Source organism: Mesorhizobium sp. M1365 (assembly GCF_040317865.1).
Classification (GTDB): Bacteria; Pseudomonadota; Alphaproteobacteria; order Rhizobiales; family Rhizobiaceae; genus Mesorhizobium.
In genome coordinates this window covers 363259-378932 of sequence record NZ_JAMYLG010000001.1, presented here as the reverse complement: position 1 = coordinate 378932, position 15674 = coordinate 363259, and the positions used below count along the sequence as shown (strand labels likewise).

Annotated in this window: 8 protein-coding genes and 1 tRNA gene; 5 read left to right on the top strand and 4 right to left on the bottom strand. The window is 63.3% G+C overall.

What is annotated here, in order from left to right; genetic code table 11:
• Positions 1-50 precede the first annotated feature (50 nt).
• The 3 genes from rpsA to aroA form a co-directional block, all read right to left on the bottom strand.
• Complete coding sequence (rpsA, locus tag NKH04_RS01680; RefSeq protein ID WP_023676278.1) at positions 51-1748, bottom strand: 30S ribosomal protein S1; 1698 nt, start codon at positions 1746-1748, stop codon at positions 51-53.
• A gap of 204 nt (positions 1749-1952) precedes the next feature.
• Positions 1953-2603 carry a (d)CMP kinase gene (gene cmk, locus NKH04_RS01675; RefSeq protein WP_353043976.1) on the bottom strand — a complete coding sequence of 217 codons (651 nt, stop codon included), beginning with the start codon at positions 2601-2603 and terminating at the stop codon, positions 1953-1955.
• Between the two features lie 273 nt (positions 2604-2876).
• Complete coding sequence (gene aroA, locus NKH04_RS01670) at positions 2877-4235, bottom strand: 3-phosphoshikimate 1-carboxyvinyltransferase (RefSeq protein ID WP_353043975.1); 1359 nt, start codon at positions 4233-4235, stop codon at positions 2877-2879.
• Between the two features lie 194 nt (positions 4236-4429).
• On the opposite strand from aroA, the gene NKH04_RS01665 reads away from it, so the two are divergent.
• The gene (locus NKH04_RS01665) at positions 4430-4819 is read left to right on the top strand and encodes a TIGR02300 family protein (RefSeq protein WP_023676282.1); all 390 of its coding nucleotides are present in this window, start codon (positions 4430-4432) and stop codon (positions 4817-4819) included.
• A 163-nt stretch (positions 4820-4982) separates the two neighbouring features.
• A tRNA-Ala gene (locus NKH04_RS01660) sits at positions 4983-5058 on the top strand.
• Positions 5059-5286: 228 nt separating this feature from the next.
• Here NKH04_RS01660 and NKH04_RS01655 read toward each other — a convergent pair.
• Positions 5287-5835, bottom strand: a complete 549-nt coding sequence (locus NKH04_RS01655; protein ID WP_352469899.1) for a hypothetical protein — start codon at positions 5833-5835, stop codon at positions 5287-5289.
• A 44-nt stretch (positions 5836-5879) separates the two neighbouring features.
• Here NKH04_RS01655 and NKH04_RS01650 point away from each other — a divergent pair, with 44 nt between their 5' ends.
• The 3 genes from NKH04_RS01650 to NKH04_RS01640 all read left to right on the top strand — a co-directional run bounded on the left by NKH04_RS01650 (position 5880) and on the right by NKH04_RS01640 (position 15360).
• The gene (locus tag NKH04_RS01650) at positions 5880-11591 is read left to right on the top strand and encodes a HAMP domain-containing protein (RefSeq protein WP_353044004.1); all 5712 of its coding nucleotides are present in this window, start codon (positions 5880-5882) and stop codon (positions 11589-11591) included.
• A 52-nt stretch (positions 11592-11643) separates the two neighbouring features.
• The gene (locus NKH04_RS01645; protein WP_352813849.1) at positions 11644-13710 is read left to right on the top strand and encodes a PAS domain-containing hybrid sensor histidine kinase/response regulator; all 2067 of its coding nucleotides are present in this window, start codon (positions 11644-11646) and stop codon (positions 13708-13710) included.
• 150 nt (positions 13711-13860) lie between these two features.
• A complete protein-coding gene (locus NKH04_RS01640; protein ID WP_352813848.1) occupies positions 13861-15360 on the top strand; it encodes a helicase HerA domain-containing protein in 1500 nt (499 codons plus the stop codon).
• The last annotated feature ends 314 nt before the right edge of the window (positions 15361-15674 follow it).

The following is a 15674-nucleotide window of genomic DNA, read 5'->3' as shown; positions in this document are numbered from 1 at the left end:
GGCGGGGCTTTTTGTTTCGTTTTATAACCCGCGCGAGGCGCGGTGTTGGCTTAGCTGCCCTGCTTCTTCAGCGCGGCACCCAAAATATCGCCCAGCGAAGCGCCGGAATCGGTTGAGCCGTACTGAGCGACCGCTTCCTTCTCTTCGGCGATTTCCAGCGCCTTGATCGAGACCTGCAGCTTGCGGGTCTTCTTGTCGAAGGCGATGACGCGGGCGTCGACTTTCTGGCCGACGGTGAAGCGCTCGGGGCGCTGCTCGTCGCGGTCACGGCTGAGGTCGGAGCGCTTGATGAAGGTCTCGATGCCGCTGTCGACCAGCCGCACTTCCAGACCGCCATCCTTCACGCCGATAACCTCGCAGGTGACGACTGCGTTCTTGCGCAGTTCGCCTGACGTCGCTGCTTCGCCGACCGTGTCCTTGGCCAGTTGCTTGATGCCGAGCGAGATGCGCTCCTTGTCTATGTCGACGTCGAGCACCTGCGCCTTGACCATGTCACCGCGATTGTACTCCTCGATCACCTGCTCGCCCGGACGGGTCCAGTCGAGGTCGGAAAGGTGGACCATGCCGTCGACGTCGCCTTCGAGGCCGATGAACAGGCCGAACTCGGTCTTGTTCTTGACCTCGCCCTCCACCTGGCTGCCGACCGGATGGCTGCGCGCGAAGGCCTCCCACGGGTTTTCCAGAGTCTGCTTGAGGCCAAGCGAGATGCGGCGCTTGGCCGGATCGACTTCGAGCACCACCACGTCGACTTCTTGCGTCGTCGACAGGATCTTGCCGGGATGCACGTTCTTCTTGGTCCACGACATTTCCGAAACGTGGATGAGGCCTTCGATGCCCGGCTCCAGCTCGACGAACGCGCCGTAGTCGGTGATGTTGGTGACGGTACCCTTGATCTTCTTGCCGATCGGGAACTTGGTGCCGATCTCGGACCACGGATCGCTCTCGAGCTGCTTCATGCCGAGCGAGATGCGGTGGGTTTCCTGGTTGATGCGGATGATCTGCACCTTGACCGTCTGGCCGATATTGAGGATTTCGGTCGGATGATTGACGCGGCGCCAGGCCATGTCGGTGACGTGCAGCAGGCCGTCGATGCCGCCGAGGTCGACGAACGCACCATAGTCGGTGATGTTCTTGACGACGCCTTCGACCACCTGGCCTTCTTCGAGATTCTGCACGATTTCCGAACGCTGTTCGGCGCGGCTCTCCTCGAGCACGGTGCGGCGCGACACCACGATGTTGCCGCGGCGGCGATCCATCTTGAGGATCTCGAAGGGCTGCGGGTTGTGCATCAGCGGCGAGACGTCGCGGATCGGGCGGATATCGACCTGGCTGCGCGGCAGGAAGGCCACGGCACCGTCGAGGTCGACGGTGAAGCCGCCCTTGACCTGGTTGAAGATGACGCCTTCGACGCGTTCGCCCTTGGTGAACTTCTCTTCGAGACGGACCCAGCTCTCTTCGCGGCGGGCCTTTTCGCGCGACAGCATGGCTTCGCCAAGCGCGTTCTCGATACGCTCGACATAGACCTCGACCGTGTCGCCGACCTTGAGCGTCGTGTCCTTGCCCTTGACGCCGAATTCCTTCAGCGGCACGCGGCCTTCGACCTTGAGGCCGACGTCGATGATGGCCATGTCCTTCTCAATGGCGGTGATGATGCCCTTGACGACCTGGCCTTCGCCGGAATGGCCGGCGGAAAATGATTCTTCGAGCAGGCTCGCGAAATCATCGCGAGTGGGATTTGCAACTGACATAGTTTCTCCTGGAATGCCCCGCAATCTGTCGCGGGGCGGGCGCCGTGGGTTAGCGTTGCGTTGGCCTGCCGGCGTTCCGGGCAAAAAGCCCTTGGCCGCCCTTGAGCGGCAATTCCGGCGCATGAAGAATGCTGGCAGGCTGGTTCACGCCCAATATGGGAATTCTTTTGTCGCCGGCAATCGGCGGCGGCAGGAAAACCCGGCTCAGGCTTCGTTTCTCTTAGCCAGGACGTCGTCGATGATCGCCTGAGCTGCCAGAAACGCGGCCTCTATAGCCATTTCCGACGTGTCGAGCAAGTGCGCATCGGCGGCCGGCTTCAAGGGCGAGTCCATGCGGCCCATGTCGCGCTCGTCGCGGCGCACGATATCGGCAAGGATTTCATCGAAATTGGCAGTGCCGCCGATGCTCTCGATTTCATCCAGCCGCCGCTTTGCCCGCACCTCGGCGCTGGCCGTGACATAGAGTTTTACGTCGGCATCGGGACAGACGACAGTGCCGATGTCGCGGCCGTCGAGCACCGCGCCAGGCGGTGTTTTTGCAAACTCGCGCTGTTTCTCGACCAGGATGCGCCGCACCGCCGGGATGACGGCAACTTTCGAGGCGGCCTCGCCGACCGCATGCGCCGACAGGACCGCCCGGTCGAGCTTTGCCAGATCGACCTGCCGGGCCGCCGTTTCAGCCGCCGAGACATTGTCCAGTGGCAGGCCGAGCCGGAGCAGCGCATGCGCCACCGCGCGATAGGTAAGACCGGTGTCGAGCAGGTTCAGCCGGTAGTGATCAGCCAGCCGCCGGGCGAGGGTGCCTTTGCCGGCGCCGGCAGGGCCGTCGATGGCTATGGTGAAGGTCGGGGTCATTGGCCGCCCACCGGAATCGAAAAGCGCAATGATCCAGATAGGCGTTGCGATCCTTCGCGCCCCCCTCTGTCCTGCCGGACATCTCCCCCACTTGGGGGGAGATCGGCGGCCATCGCGGCTTTCGCCAATTGTCTACGTCGCAGGATTGAGCGGAGCGCCGAAGCTGCCAAGCTCCCTCCTTGTGGGGGAGATGTCCGGCAGGACAGAGGGGGGCGCTGTCCCGCCGACGTTCCAGTTTGGCCCCAACCCCCAAGGCTATTGATTGCCATCAAGCTACTCGATCTCTGCCCCCAGCCCCGTCATCAGCCCCATAAACTCCGGAAAACTCGTTGCGATCATCGCCTGATCGTCGATGGTCACCGGTTTTTCCGTCGCCAGCCCCATCACCAGAAAGCTCATGGCGATGCGGTGGTCGAGATGGGTCTGGACGATGGTGCCCTGTCCGTTGGGATGCTGGCCGAGGCCCTTGCCGCCGGGTTTTCCGCGCACGACAAGCGAGGCCTCGCCCTCGGTGCAGTCGACGCCGTTGAGCTTCAGCCCGTTGGCGACCGCCGACAGCCGGTCGGATTCCTTCACGCGCAGCTCTTCCAGCCCGAGCATCAGCGTTTCGCCCTCGGCGAAGCTCGCCGCCACGGCAAGCACCGGATACTCGTCGATCATGGTCGGCGCCCGTTCGGGCGGCACGGTGACGCCCTTCAGCTCGGAATAGCGCACGCGCAGATCGGCGACATCCTCGCCGCCTTCGTTGCGCGGATCGATTATGTCGATGCGCGCGCCCATTTCCTGCAGCGTCAACAGAAGTCCGGTGCGGGTCGGGTTCATCAGCACGTTTTCGATTGTAATGTCCGAGCCGGGCACGATCAGCGCCGCCACCAGCGGGAAGCCGGCCGAGGAGGGGTCGCCAGGCACTGCGATCGTCTGCCCCGTGAGCTTGGCCTGGCCTTCGATGAAAATGTGGCGCACGCCGCGCTCGTCGGTCTCGACCGACAGATTGGCGCCGAACCCCTTGAGCATCTTTTCGGTGTGGTCGCGCGTCATAACCGGCTCGATGACGGTGGTGATGCCCGGCGTGTTCAGCCCAGCCAGCAGCACCGCCGACTTGACCTGTGCCGATGCCATCGGCACGCGGTAGGTGATCGGAGCGGCGTGCTTGGGCCCGTGCAGCGTGATCGGCATGCGGTCGCCGGGCGTCGCCTTCAGCACCTGCACGCCCATCTGGCGGAGCGGCTCGAGCACCCGGCCCATCGGCCGGCCGGACAGCGAGGCGTCGCCGATGAAGGTGGTTTCCATGTCATAGGTGCCGACCAGGCCCATGGTGAGGCGTGAGCCGGTGCCGGCATTGCCGAAATCGAGCGGGCCTTCCGGCTGCAGCAGCGCGCCGTTGCCGGTACCGCGGATCACCCACTCAGCGCCATGCTTCTCGATATGGGCGCCCATGGCCTTCATGGCAGCGCCAGTACGCATCACATCCTCGCCTTCCAGCAGCCCGGTGATGCGGGTTTCGCCGGAGGCCAGGCCACCGAACATGAACGAGCGGTGCGAGATCGACTTGTCGCCCGGCACCCGTGCCGCGCCTGAAAGGCCAGATGATTTGCGGGCGGTGGCCTGCTTCGGGGCGGCAGTGTGCGACATGGTTCTTTCCTGGAAACGCCGGCGGCCGGCCATTTTCTGCTGGTTTGCGGGGTCTCCTATCATGGCGTGCCGAAATGGTCATCCCCTTGGTATGAAGGCCTTCGAATTCAAGCTTTTTGGGACGCCGGCTTTTCGCTTTGACAGCGCCGTAAACTCTGGTTAAGGGGACCAAACTTTCATCGACGAGGCTTGCTGTGGCAAAACCCGAACTTGGCACCAAACGCATCGACCCGGAGACAGGTCGAAAATTCTATGACTTGAACAAGGACCCGATCGTCTCGCCTTACACGGGCAAGAGCTATCCGCGCTCCTATTTCGAAGAAGGCAAGATCGCCGCCCTCGAGGAGGAAGAGGAAGTTGCCGAGAAGGAAGTGGACGCCGAGGAGGAAGAGGGCGTCGAGGTCGTCTCGCTCGAAGAGGCGGACGAGGACGCGAAGGCCGACGAGCTTCCCGATCTCGGCGATGACGAAGACGACGTTGACCTTGGCGATGACGAGGATGACACGTTCCTCGCCGACGAGGAGGAAGAAGACGACGACGTTGCCGACATGATCGGCGTCGGCGAAGACGACGACGAAGTCTGAGCGAACCGCATTCGCCGGCTTTCGCGGCGCTGCTTAGAAAAAGCGGTTCTTGAAGGCTTGATATTGACTGAAGGCGGGGTTAGAAGCCGCCTTCACTAAGGGCGCGGTCTAGAACCCGCGCCGGATCTCTTCGCCGGAAACGGCGCCGGTGAACTGCCGGAGTGGGGCCATAGCTCAGTTGGGAGAGCGCTTGAATGGCATTCAAGAGGTCGTCGGTTCGATTCCGATTGGCTCCACCAGTTCTCTCCGCGAAAATCAGCAGAACGGCCGCCCCGCCCGCCGGGCTGGCCGCCGCCTATCGCAGAACCTAGCTGAGACTAGTTAATCGGCCGCCCGGCTTGGGCTCGCCGATCCATTCAGAAGTAATGAGCCCGTGCCCGGTCTCTGCATATTTCTGGCTGTGGTTTGAACCGCGAGCACCGGTCTGGACCAGGCCGCGGGCTGAATGACCGCTGCGCAAAACTCCGTTACTTGTTGCAGTTCTGCATATCCGACGTCATAGCGCCGCTGGGTGTGTTGTTGTCGGTATCGCTGCCCGCCGTATCCTTGCAGCGATCCTCCATACCGTTTGTCTGCGGCGTGGTAGCGTTCGTTGCGTTCGGATCGATTGTGTTCGGGGTAGTTGCGCTGCCGGTCCCGGTGTTGCCGCCGGAAGTGCCTGTGTTGACGCCGGTATTGCCATCGGCGCTACCGGTCCCGGAGCCCATGGATTGTGCCATGGCAGATGTGGCCAGGCCGATAGCAAGTAGGGATGCAGAGAGAATTTTCATCATCTTAGTGTCTCCATCGAGTTGCATCGCTGGATCGCGATCTATACCAACGAGAGTTTTTTCGAGATGTTCCGTTGGGCAGAAATATTGATCGATACAATCATTATGGATCTTTGTTGCTCGTCGTTTCGTGAATGCGGCTGCGAAATTCCTGCCGCATAGCGGCAATTTCGTCTGGAACCAAATCGAGCATGCCGCGTTCTTGCGCTTGCGGGGAGTTGTGTCGGCCGCAGGGGACAGTTTCACCAGGACATTCAAGAAATCCGTGAGCTGGGAGGGGCGCTGTGAGCGTGCTTGCATCCACAAGGCAATTGGACCGTCGTCAAATACTGAACGCGCTGAAGGCTTTTCGGAGCGGTGATTTCTCCGTTCGTATCGACAATGTCTACGCCGGCCTTGATTCCGAGATCGCCGACACCTTCAACGAAATCGTAGAACTCAACGATCAGGTCACGCGCGAGTTCGAACGCCTCAGCAAGGTCGTCGGCAAGGATGGCCGGATCGGCGAACGCGGCCGTGTCCGCAACGCCACCGGCAGTTGGGAATCGAGCGTCCGTTCCGTCAACGATCTGATCGAGGACATGGTTCAGCCGACGGCCGAAGTGGCGCGCGTCATCGGCGCGGTGGCCAAGGGTGACCTGTCGCAGACGATGATGGTCGAAATCGACGGCCGGCAGCTGCGCGGCGAGTTTCTGCGCATCGGCAAGATCGTCAACACCATGGTCGGGCAACTGGCCTCCTTCGCCTCGGAAGTGACGCGCGTGGCGCGCGAGGTCGGCACCGAAGGCAAGCTGGGCGGCCAGGCTCGCGTGAAAGGTGTGGCCGGAACCTGGAAGGACCTGACCGACAACGTCAACGCCATGGCGACGAACCTGACCGGGCAGGTGCGCAACATCGCCGAGGTGACGACCGCCGTCGCTTCCGGCGACCTGTCGAAGAAGATTACCGTCGACGTGAAAGGCGAAATCCTCGAACTCAAGAACACCATCAACACGATGGTCGACCAGCTCAATTCCTTCGCCTCGGAAGTGACGCGCGTCGCGCGCGAAGTCGGTACAGAAGGCAAGCTCGGCGGTCAGGCGCGCGTCGAAGGTGTCGGCGGCACCTGGAAGGACCTGACCGACAACGTGAACCTGATGGCCGAAAATCTGACAGGCCAGGTGCGCAATATCGCCGAGGTGACCACGGCCGTGGCGCTTGGCGACCTGTCGAAGAAAATCACGGTCGACGTCAAGGGCGAGATCCTCGAACTGAAATCGACCATCAACACCATGGTCGACCAGCTGAACTCATTTGCCGGCGAAGTGACGCGTGTCGCCCGCGAGGTCGGCACCGAGGGCAAGCTCGGCGGCCAGGCTCAGGTGCGCGGCGTCGCCGGCACCTGGAAGGACTTGACCGACAACGTCAATTCGATGGCCGAGAACCTGACCGGCCAGGTCCGCAACATCGCCGAGGTGACGACTGCGGTCGCTTCGGGCGACTTGTCGAAGAAGATCACCGTCGCCGTGCAGGGCGAAATCCTCGAGCTCAAGGACACCATCAACACGATGGTCGACCAGCTCAATTCCTTCGCCTCGGAAGTGACGCGTGTGGCGCGCGAGGTCGGAACCGAAGGCAAGCTCGGCGGCCAGGCCGAGGTGAAGGGCGTCGGCGGCACCTGGAAGGACCTGACCGATAACGTCAACCTGATGGCCGCCAACCTGACCGGCCAGGTCCGCAACATCGCCGAGGTGACGACCGCCGTTGCCCGCGGCGACCTGTCGAAGAAGATCACCGTCGACGTCAAGGGCGAAATCCTCGAGCTCAAGGACACCGTCAACACGATGGTCGATCAGCTCAATTCCTTCGCCTCGGAAGTGACGCGTGTGGCGCGCGAAGTGGGGTCGGAGGGCAAGCTCGGCGGTCAGGCGCATGTCGAGGGCGTCGGCGGCACCTGGAAAGATTTGACCGACAACGTCAATGCCATGGCCGGCAATCTGACCGTGCAATTACGCGACGTCTCCAAGGTAGCAACCGCGATTGCGACCGGCGACCTGACCCAGAAGATCACCGTCGATGCATTGGGCGAGATCCTGCAGATCAAGGACGTCATCAATACGATGGTCGACCAGCTGAATTCCTTCGCCTCCGAGGTGACGCGCGTGGCGCGCGAAGTCGGTTCGGACGGCAAGCTCGGCGGCCAGGCGCAGGTGCGCGGTGTTGCCGGTACCTGGAAAGACCTGACCGACAACGTCAATGCGATGGCCGCCAATCTGACCGGCCAGGTGCGCAACATCGCCGAGGTGACGACGGCAGTGGCGCTGGGCGACCTGTCGAAGAAGATCACCGTCGATGTGCGCGGCGAGATCCTCGAGCTGAAGGACACCATCAATACGATGGTCGACCAGCTGAATTCCTTTGCCTCGGAGGTGACGCGCGTGGCGCGCGAGGTCGGCACCGAAGGCAAGCTCGGCGGCCAGGCGCAGGTGCGCGGCGTTGCCGGCACCTGGAAGGATCTGACCGACAATGTGAATTCGATGGCCGAGAACCTGACCGGCCAGGTCCGCAACATCGCCGAGGTGACCACCGCTGTGGCGCGCGGCGACCTGTCGAAGAAGATCACCGTCGACGTCAAGGGCGAGATCCTGGAGCTGAAATCGACGATCAACACCATGGTCGACCAGCTGAACTCCTTTGCCGGCGAAGTGACGCGTGTCGCCCGCGAGGTCGGCACCGAGGGCAAGCTCGGCGGCCAGGCGCGGGTCGAGGGCGTCGCCGGCACCTGGAAGGACCTGACCGACAACGTCAATCTGATGGCGACGAACCTGACCAACCAGGTGCGCGGCATCGCCGATGTCGTGACGGCGGTCGCGCAAGGCAATCTCAAGCGCAAGCTGACGGTCGATGCCAAGGGCGAGATCGCCTCGCTCGCCGACACCATCAACGGCATGATCGAGACGCTGGCGACCTTCGCCGACCAGGTGACCAACGTCGCCCGCGAGGTGGGCATCGAAGGCAAGCTCGGCGGCCAGGCCCGGGTGCCCGGCGCTGCCGGCCTTTGGCGCGACCTGACCGACAACGTCAATCAGCTCGCGGCCAACCTGACCACCCAGGTGCGCGCCATCGCCGAGGTGTCGACGGCGGTGACCAAGGGCGATCTGACCCGCTCGATCAGCGTCCAGGCCTCCGGCGAGGTGGCGGCGCTGAAAGACAACATCAACGAGATGATCCGCAATCTGAAGGACCAGACGCTGAAGAATGCCGAGCAGGACTGGCTGAAGACCAATCTCGCCCGCTTCTCGCGCATGCTGCAGGGCGAGCGTGACCTGGCCACGGTCTCGCGCCTCATCATGTCCGAACTCGCCCCGCTGGTGAATGCGCAATATGGCGTGTTCTATGTGACCAACCGCGACGAGGATGAATTCTATCTGGAGCTCGCCGCCTCCTATGGCGCCGAAAGCAAGGCGGAAATCAAGCAACGCCTCGATCTGCGTGAAGGGCTTGTCGGGCAGAGTGCCGCCGACAAGCGCGCCATCATGCTGGACAATGTGCCGCCGAATTTCCTGCGCGTTACCTCCGGCCTTGGCAATGCCGCGCCGGCGAACGTGATCATTCTTCCGGCTCTGTTCGAGGACGAGGTGAAGGCCGTCATCGAACTCGCCTCGTTCAGCGAATTCCGCGACACGCACCAGTCGTTCCTCAACCAGCTGATGGAATCCGTCGGCATCGTTCTCAACACCATCGCCGCCACCATGCGCACCGAAGGCCTGCTCAAGCAGTCGCAGCTGCTGACCTCGGAATTGCAGGCGCGTCAGACCGAACTGACCAAGAAGCAGGAGGAGCTGCACGCCACCAACGAGGAGCTGCAGGAAAAGGCGCAGCTGCTCGAGAACGAAAAGAAGCAGGTGGAGAACAAGAACCTGGAAATCGAGATGGCGCGGCGGGCGCTGGAGGAGAAGGCCGAGCAGCTGGCGCTTACCTCGAAATACAAGTCGGAATTCCTCGCCAATATGAGCCACGAACTGCGCACGCCGCTGAACTCGCTGCTCATCCTTTCAAACCTGCTCGCAACCAACCAGCAGGGCAATCTCAACGACAAGCAGGTCGAGTTCGCGCGCACCATCAATTCGGCCGGCACCGACCTTTTGAGCCTGATCAACGACATCCTCGACCTGTCGAAGATCGAATCGGGCACCGTCTCGATCGACATCAACGACATGCCGGTGGTGCATCTTCGCCAGCACATGGAGCGAACCTTCCGGCAACTGGCGACCGACAAGGGACTTGGCTTCACCATCAACGTCGATCCCGAGCTTCCGGAGACCGTCCGCACCGACGAGAAGCGATTGCAGCAAATCGTGCTCAACCTTTTGTCGAACGCGTTCAAGTTCACCTCGCAAGGCGAGGTCCGCTTGAATTTCCGGGCCGAAAAGGCGGGCCGTCACAACGGTTCGGCGCAACCGATGGAGGCGCTCGCGATCGTCGTCAGCGATACCGGCATCGGTATTCCGCAGGACAAGCAGAAACTGATCTTCGAAGCCTTCCAGCAGGCCGACGGCACAACAAGCCGCAAATATGGCGGCACTGGGCTTGGGCTCTCGATCAGCCGGGAGATTGCCCGGCTGCTCGGCGGCGAATTGCGGGTCGAGAGCACGCCGGGCAAGGGTTCGACGTTCACTCTGGTCATTCCATTCGACGGACCCCGGATGGCCTTGGCCCCGCAAGCGGCGTTGCTGCCGGCGATGGAGGTGGCCGCGACGACGGCGCAGCCGAGCCCGCCGTCCTCCGAATTGCTCGATGACCGCGACACGATCTCGTCGGAAGATCGGGTCGTGCTGATCGTCGAGGACGACCCGACCTTCGGCGGTTTGCTGCTCGGCCTTGCACGTTCGGCCGGGCTGAAAGGCGTCCTGTCGACCGCGGGCTCCGGCACGCTGGCTTTGGCACGCAAGCTGGTTCCCGACGCGATTACGCTCGATCTCGGACTGTCGGATATCGACGGCTGGGTGCTGTTCGATCTGCTTCGCCATGACCCGAAAACCAAGGACATTCCCGTTCATGTCATCTCGGGCGCCGAAGACATCGAGGTGCTTGCCCGCAAGGGTGCATCCAGCATTTCAACCAAGCCCGTATCGTCGGACGAACTGATGAAGGTCTTCCAGGATATTCATTCCAGAAAGCTCCGCGTCCAGAGCCGCATCCTGATTGCCGATCCCGATCCCGAGCGCCGCCTTTCGCTGATCGAGGCGATCCGCGACGGCGTCACCTCGGTCACCGCGATCGGCCGCGTCGCCGCGAATGCGGACGATATCGGCATCGCCAACTATGATGCCGTTGTGCTCGGCTTTGGCCGCTCGGCCAAGGACAACGCCCAGATGCTGGATGAGATTGCCGTCCTGTTCGGACAGTCGGTGTCGCGGCTGCTGTTCTTTGCGCCTCATCCGGAAGCGCTGCAACAGTCGCTCGCCTTGCATCCGGCATTGGCGGACGTTCCGCGGGCGGAGAATTTCGCGCAGCTGGCTCTCCTGATATCCGCGACGCTCCCGGGGCGAGGCCACGACAACAATAGTGCGGCAGCCGAACAGCCGGACAAGTTCGACCTCGCCGGCGCAAAGGTCCTCATCGTCGACGACGACATCCGCAACATCTATTCACTCACCAGCGTTCTCGAGACCTATGACATCCAGGTGCTGCATGCGGAGCGTGGCCGGGAAGGTATCGCGCTTCTGGAGCAGAGCCCGGACATCGATGCGGCACTGATCGATATCATGATGCCGGAAATGGATGGCTACGAGACGATGCGGCAGATCCGCAGCATGCCGGCGATCGCCCATATCCCGTTGATCTCGGTCACAGCCAAGGCAATGAAGGGCGACCGGCAGAAGTGCCTCGACGCCGGCGCCTCCGACTACATCGCCAAGCCTGTCGACCTTGATCTGCTGCTGGCATTGCTGCGTGTCTGGATCGGCCGTTCGCGATCCCGTGTTCATGGTCCGGAAAAGACGCTCATGGCAGTGAACTGACGGCCGCTCGATGCAGAAACTGTCGAGAAACGGAGCAAGGAAGCTGGAGGTTATGGCGCCGGCAGCAGGGCCGGCAAAGGCGCGCATCCTGGCCGTGGATGACGACGAGCGCAATCTGCTGGCGATCGGCGAGGTTCTGGCCCCTATCGGTGAAGTCGTCTGCGTGCAGTCGGGCGAAGAGGCGTTGCGCGCACTGCTGAAGGAGGATTTCGCAGTCATCCTGCTGGATGTGCTGATGCCCCGGCTGGATGGCTACGAGACCGCGGGATTGATCCGCCAGCGCGAGCAATCCAGGCGAACGCCGATAATTTTTCTCACCGCCATCAACAAGGAAGACGCGCACATGCTGCGCGGCTACGACGCCGGCGCGGTCGATTACGTGTTCAAGCCTTTCGACCCGGCCATGCTGCGTTCCAAGGTCGCCGTGTTCGTCGAACTTCATGAGAAGACGCTGGAAATCCAGCAAAAGGCGGCTGCCGAGCAACGGCTGCTGGCCCAGGCACTGCAGGCGCAGAAGGAAAAGCTCGAGGCCGAGCGAGCCCTGCGCAGCGCCCAGGAGCGGCAGCATGCCATTTTGAGCTCTCTTCCGGTCTGCTTCCACGCAAGGGCGGCGGAGCCGCCGTTCGGCGCCAGCTTTGTCACCGAAGGGGTCGAACGCCTGACCGGCTTTCCTCCCGAACGCCTGACATCCGATCCAGGCTTCGGCCTGAGCCGGGTTCATCCCGACGATCTGCCGAGAGTGAGGGAGGTCCTGCTCGCAGCCAAGGCCGCCGGCTCCTACACCTGCGAATTCCGCTGGCAATGCGCCGACGGCAATTACCGGATTTTTCTCGACCAGGGCGTCCTGTCGAATGGCTCCGACGGCAAAGAGCCTGAGATCCTCGGCACGTTGCTGGACGTTACCGAGCGGCGCGAGCTTGAGAACCAGCTGCTGCAATCGCAGCGCCTCGACGCGATCGGCAAGCTTACCGGCGGGCTGGCGCATGATTTCAACAATCTGCTTGCCGCAATTCTCAGCGGATTGGGATTGCTCGAGCGCCACGCCGAGTTCGATGGACAGACCAGGCAGGTTCTGGAACTGACACGCCGGTCGGCAAAACAAGGCGCCGAGCTCGTCAACCGCATGCTTGCGTTCTCGCGCCGCCAGACGCTGAGGCCGCAGGCCGTGCGCCTCGCCGCGCTCGGCGATACAATGAACGGGTTGGTGGCCCCGGTCCTGGGCGGCCTGATCCGTTTCGATTGGCTTGTCGACGACACTGTGTGGCCGGCGCATGTCGATGCCAGCCAGCTGGAGCTCGCGCTGATGAACCTGGTCTTCAACGCGCGCGATGCCATGCCGTCCGGCGGCACGATAATCGTGGAGGCGCAAAATCGAACGCTAGGCCGTGCAGCCGAGGATATTTCGGCGGGCGACTATGTCGTGGTCACCGTCAAGGACACCGGGTCGGGCATACCGGCTGACATTCTCGCCAAGGTCGTCGAACCGTTCTTCACCACAAAACCGGTCGGCAAGGGCACTGGCCTCGGTCTGAGCACGGTGCATGGTTTCGTCAAGCAATCGGGCGGCACGCTTCGCATTGAAAGCACCGTCGGCAGTGGAACATCCGTCCAGCTCTGGCTGCCGCGTTCAATCGAGCGTCCGGTCGAAATCCCCGAGAAATCCGATGCCGACGACAGCGTCGTGAATGCCGGCGAGGACTATCCATCGGTCCTGCTGATCGACGACAGCAACGTACTGCGGGAACTGACGGCGCAATCGCTTCGCCAACACGGCTTTGCGGTTACCTGTGCCGCGGGCGGTGCCGAAGCGCTGGCGATGATCGAGCGCGCGCCGTACGATTTCGATGTCATCGTCACCGATTTTGCCATGCCGCTCGTCTCGGGCCTGGAGGTCATTCGGTTCGCCCGCAATCTGCGGGCCGATTGGCCGGCGGTGATGATAACCGGATATGCCGATGCCGACGCGATCGCCGGCCGGCCCCCCGACGTGCCGCTGCTCGGCAAACCGCTGCGCGATAAGGATCTGGTGGAGAGCATTCTTGCAGCGGCCGCGCGCGCCGGCTCGCAGAAAGCCAGGCAGGCCCAGCCGGTGAAAGGCGGGTACCGGTTTTCGACCTGAGGAGACAAGCCTCATCGAATCGAAACGGTACGTTCCGTATCCTCGATCGTCCGCGACATCCAGCCTGTGCGCAACACGGAGCGCCGGCCATGCCGCGCTCGACGGGCTGTGATGCGATTGATAAGCCCTCTCCGCAAGGAGAGTCGAGACATGACCGTTGCGATCGAGATGGGCCAGACGAGCGCAGGCGCCCCGGCGGCGCTGGATCTCGAGGAGCTGCTGGCGACCCGCCTTTTGGTGCAGGGCAATTCGGGCTCCGGCAAGTCCCACCTGCTGCGCCGGCTCTTGGAGCAGAGCGCGCCCTGGGTGCAGCAGACCATCATCGACCCCGAAGGCGACTTCGTGACGCTGGGCGACCGTTTCGGCCACCTGGTGATCGACGCCGAGGAGCATACCGAGCGCGGCCTGCAGAGCGCCGGCGAGCGGGCGCGCATCCACCGCGTCTCCACGGTGCTCAATCTCGAGGGGCTCGACGCCGAGAACCAGATGCGGCGCGCCGCCGCCTTTCTCGGCGGGCTTTTCGAGGTCGCCCGCGACCACTGGTACCCGATGCTGGTGGTGGTTGACGAAGCGCAGCTGTTCGCGCCGGCTGTCGCCGGCGAGGTTTCCGACGAGGCGCGCAAGCTCTCGCTCGGCGCCATGACCAATTTGATGTGCCGCGGCCGCAAACGCGGGCTGGCCGGCATCATCGCCACCCAGCGGCTGGCCAAGCTTGCCAAGAACGTCGCGGCCGAGGCTTCCAATTTCCTCATGGGCCGGACCTTTCTCGATATCGACATGGCGCGCGCCGCCGACCTGCTCGGCATGGAGCGGCGCCAGGCGGAGGCTTTTCGCGACCTCGAGCGCGGGCAATTCATGGCGCTCGGCCCGGCGCTGTCGCGCCGTCCGCTGGGCTTGCGGATCGGCCCGACCGATACAAGTCCGCGCAACGCGACCCCGCGCCTGATGCCGCTGCCGGAATCGGCGTTGGAGGACGCGCGCGCGATCATCCTGGCGGCCCCGCCGCCCGAAACCGTCCGGCCGCAGCGCCGGTCGTCGCCGGACCTGCTCGACCAGCTGATGGCGGCGAAATCGGCGGCGCTGGAAATCCGCCCCGAAGCGGTGGAGCCGCCGATCAGCGCCGAGGATTTGGCGGAGCGCCGCGAGCGCGTCGACCGGGTGCTGCGCGCCGTGCTGGCGCAACCCGATGCCGGCTTCCGGGTCATCGGCGTGCTTTATCAGGAGTTCGTTGTCCGCTGCCGCATCGAGGGCCTCGCCTCGGTCGTGCCGGACCTGCCGGAGTTCCGCCGCATGCTGACCCGCGCCCGCGCCGGCCTCGGCTCCGACATGGCAGGCGATGACGCTTGGCAGGACGTCTCGGCGCGCGCCTCGCTGCTCCCCGAGGACATGCAAGGCGTGTTCATGATGATCGCCCGCGCCGCCAAGGAGGGCTGGCCCTGCCCGAGCGACGCGGCGATCGCCCGCGCCTACGGCTCGCACTCGCTACGCCGCGCCCGGCGCCTGCTGATATATATCGAGGAGCAGGGGCTGATCGTCTGCCAGCTCGACGGGGTTGGAAGGCGGACGGTGACGCTGGTGGAGCTCGCCTGGGCGACCGCGCCGGGCGATCCCAATGCAGAGGACGCGGAGCAGGGGAGGTTGGTGGTGTAAGGGCTGACGCGGTTTGGGCGAAAGCTGACGTCGCTCAACATCAGCAAGCGCCAGAGTGTTCATCGCCGAACCAGTACTCAGACGTCGCGTTTGGGGCCGATAGCGAAATGGCGGCTTTAACGTTTGAAGAAGGATTGCGGACGTTCAGCCCGACGGGACCAAGGTCTGTTCCCAGGTCTAGCCGCCCCCTCTCAATGGCATCCCCGGACCGCCCGGTGGATCTGCATCGCAAGTGGCGGGTGGCGGGGCAGCCACAGGGTGGACATTTCAGCCCACATCGAAAATGATCATGTTGCCATGCACACACTGTAGTG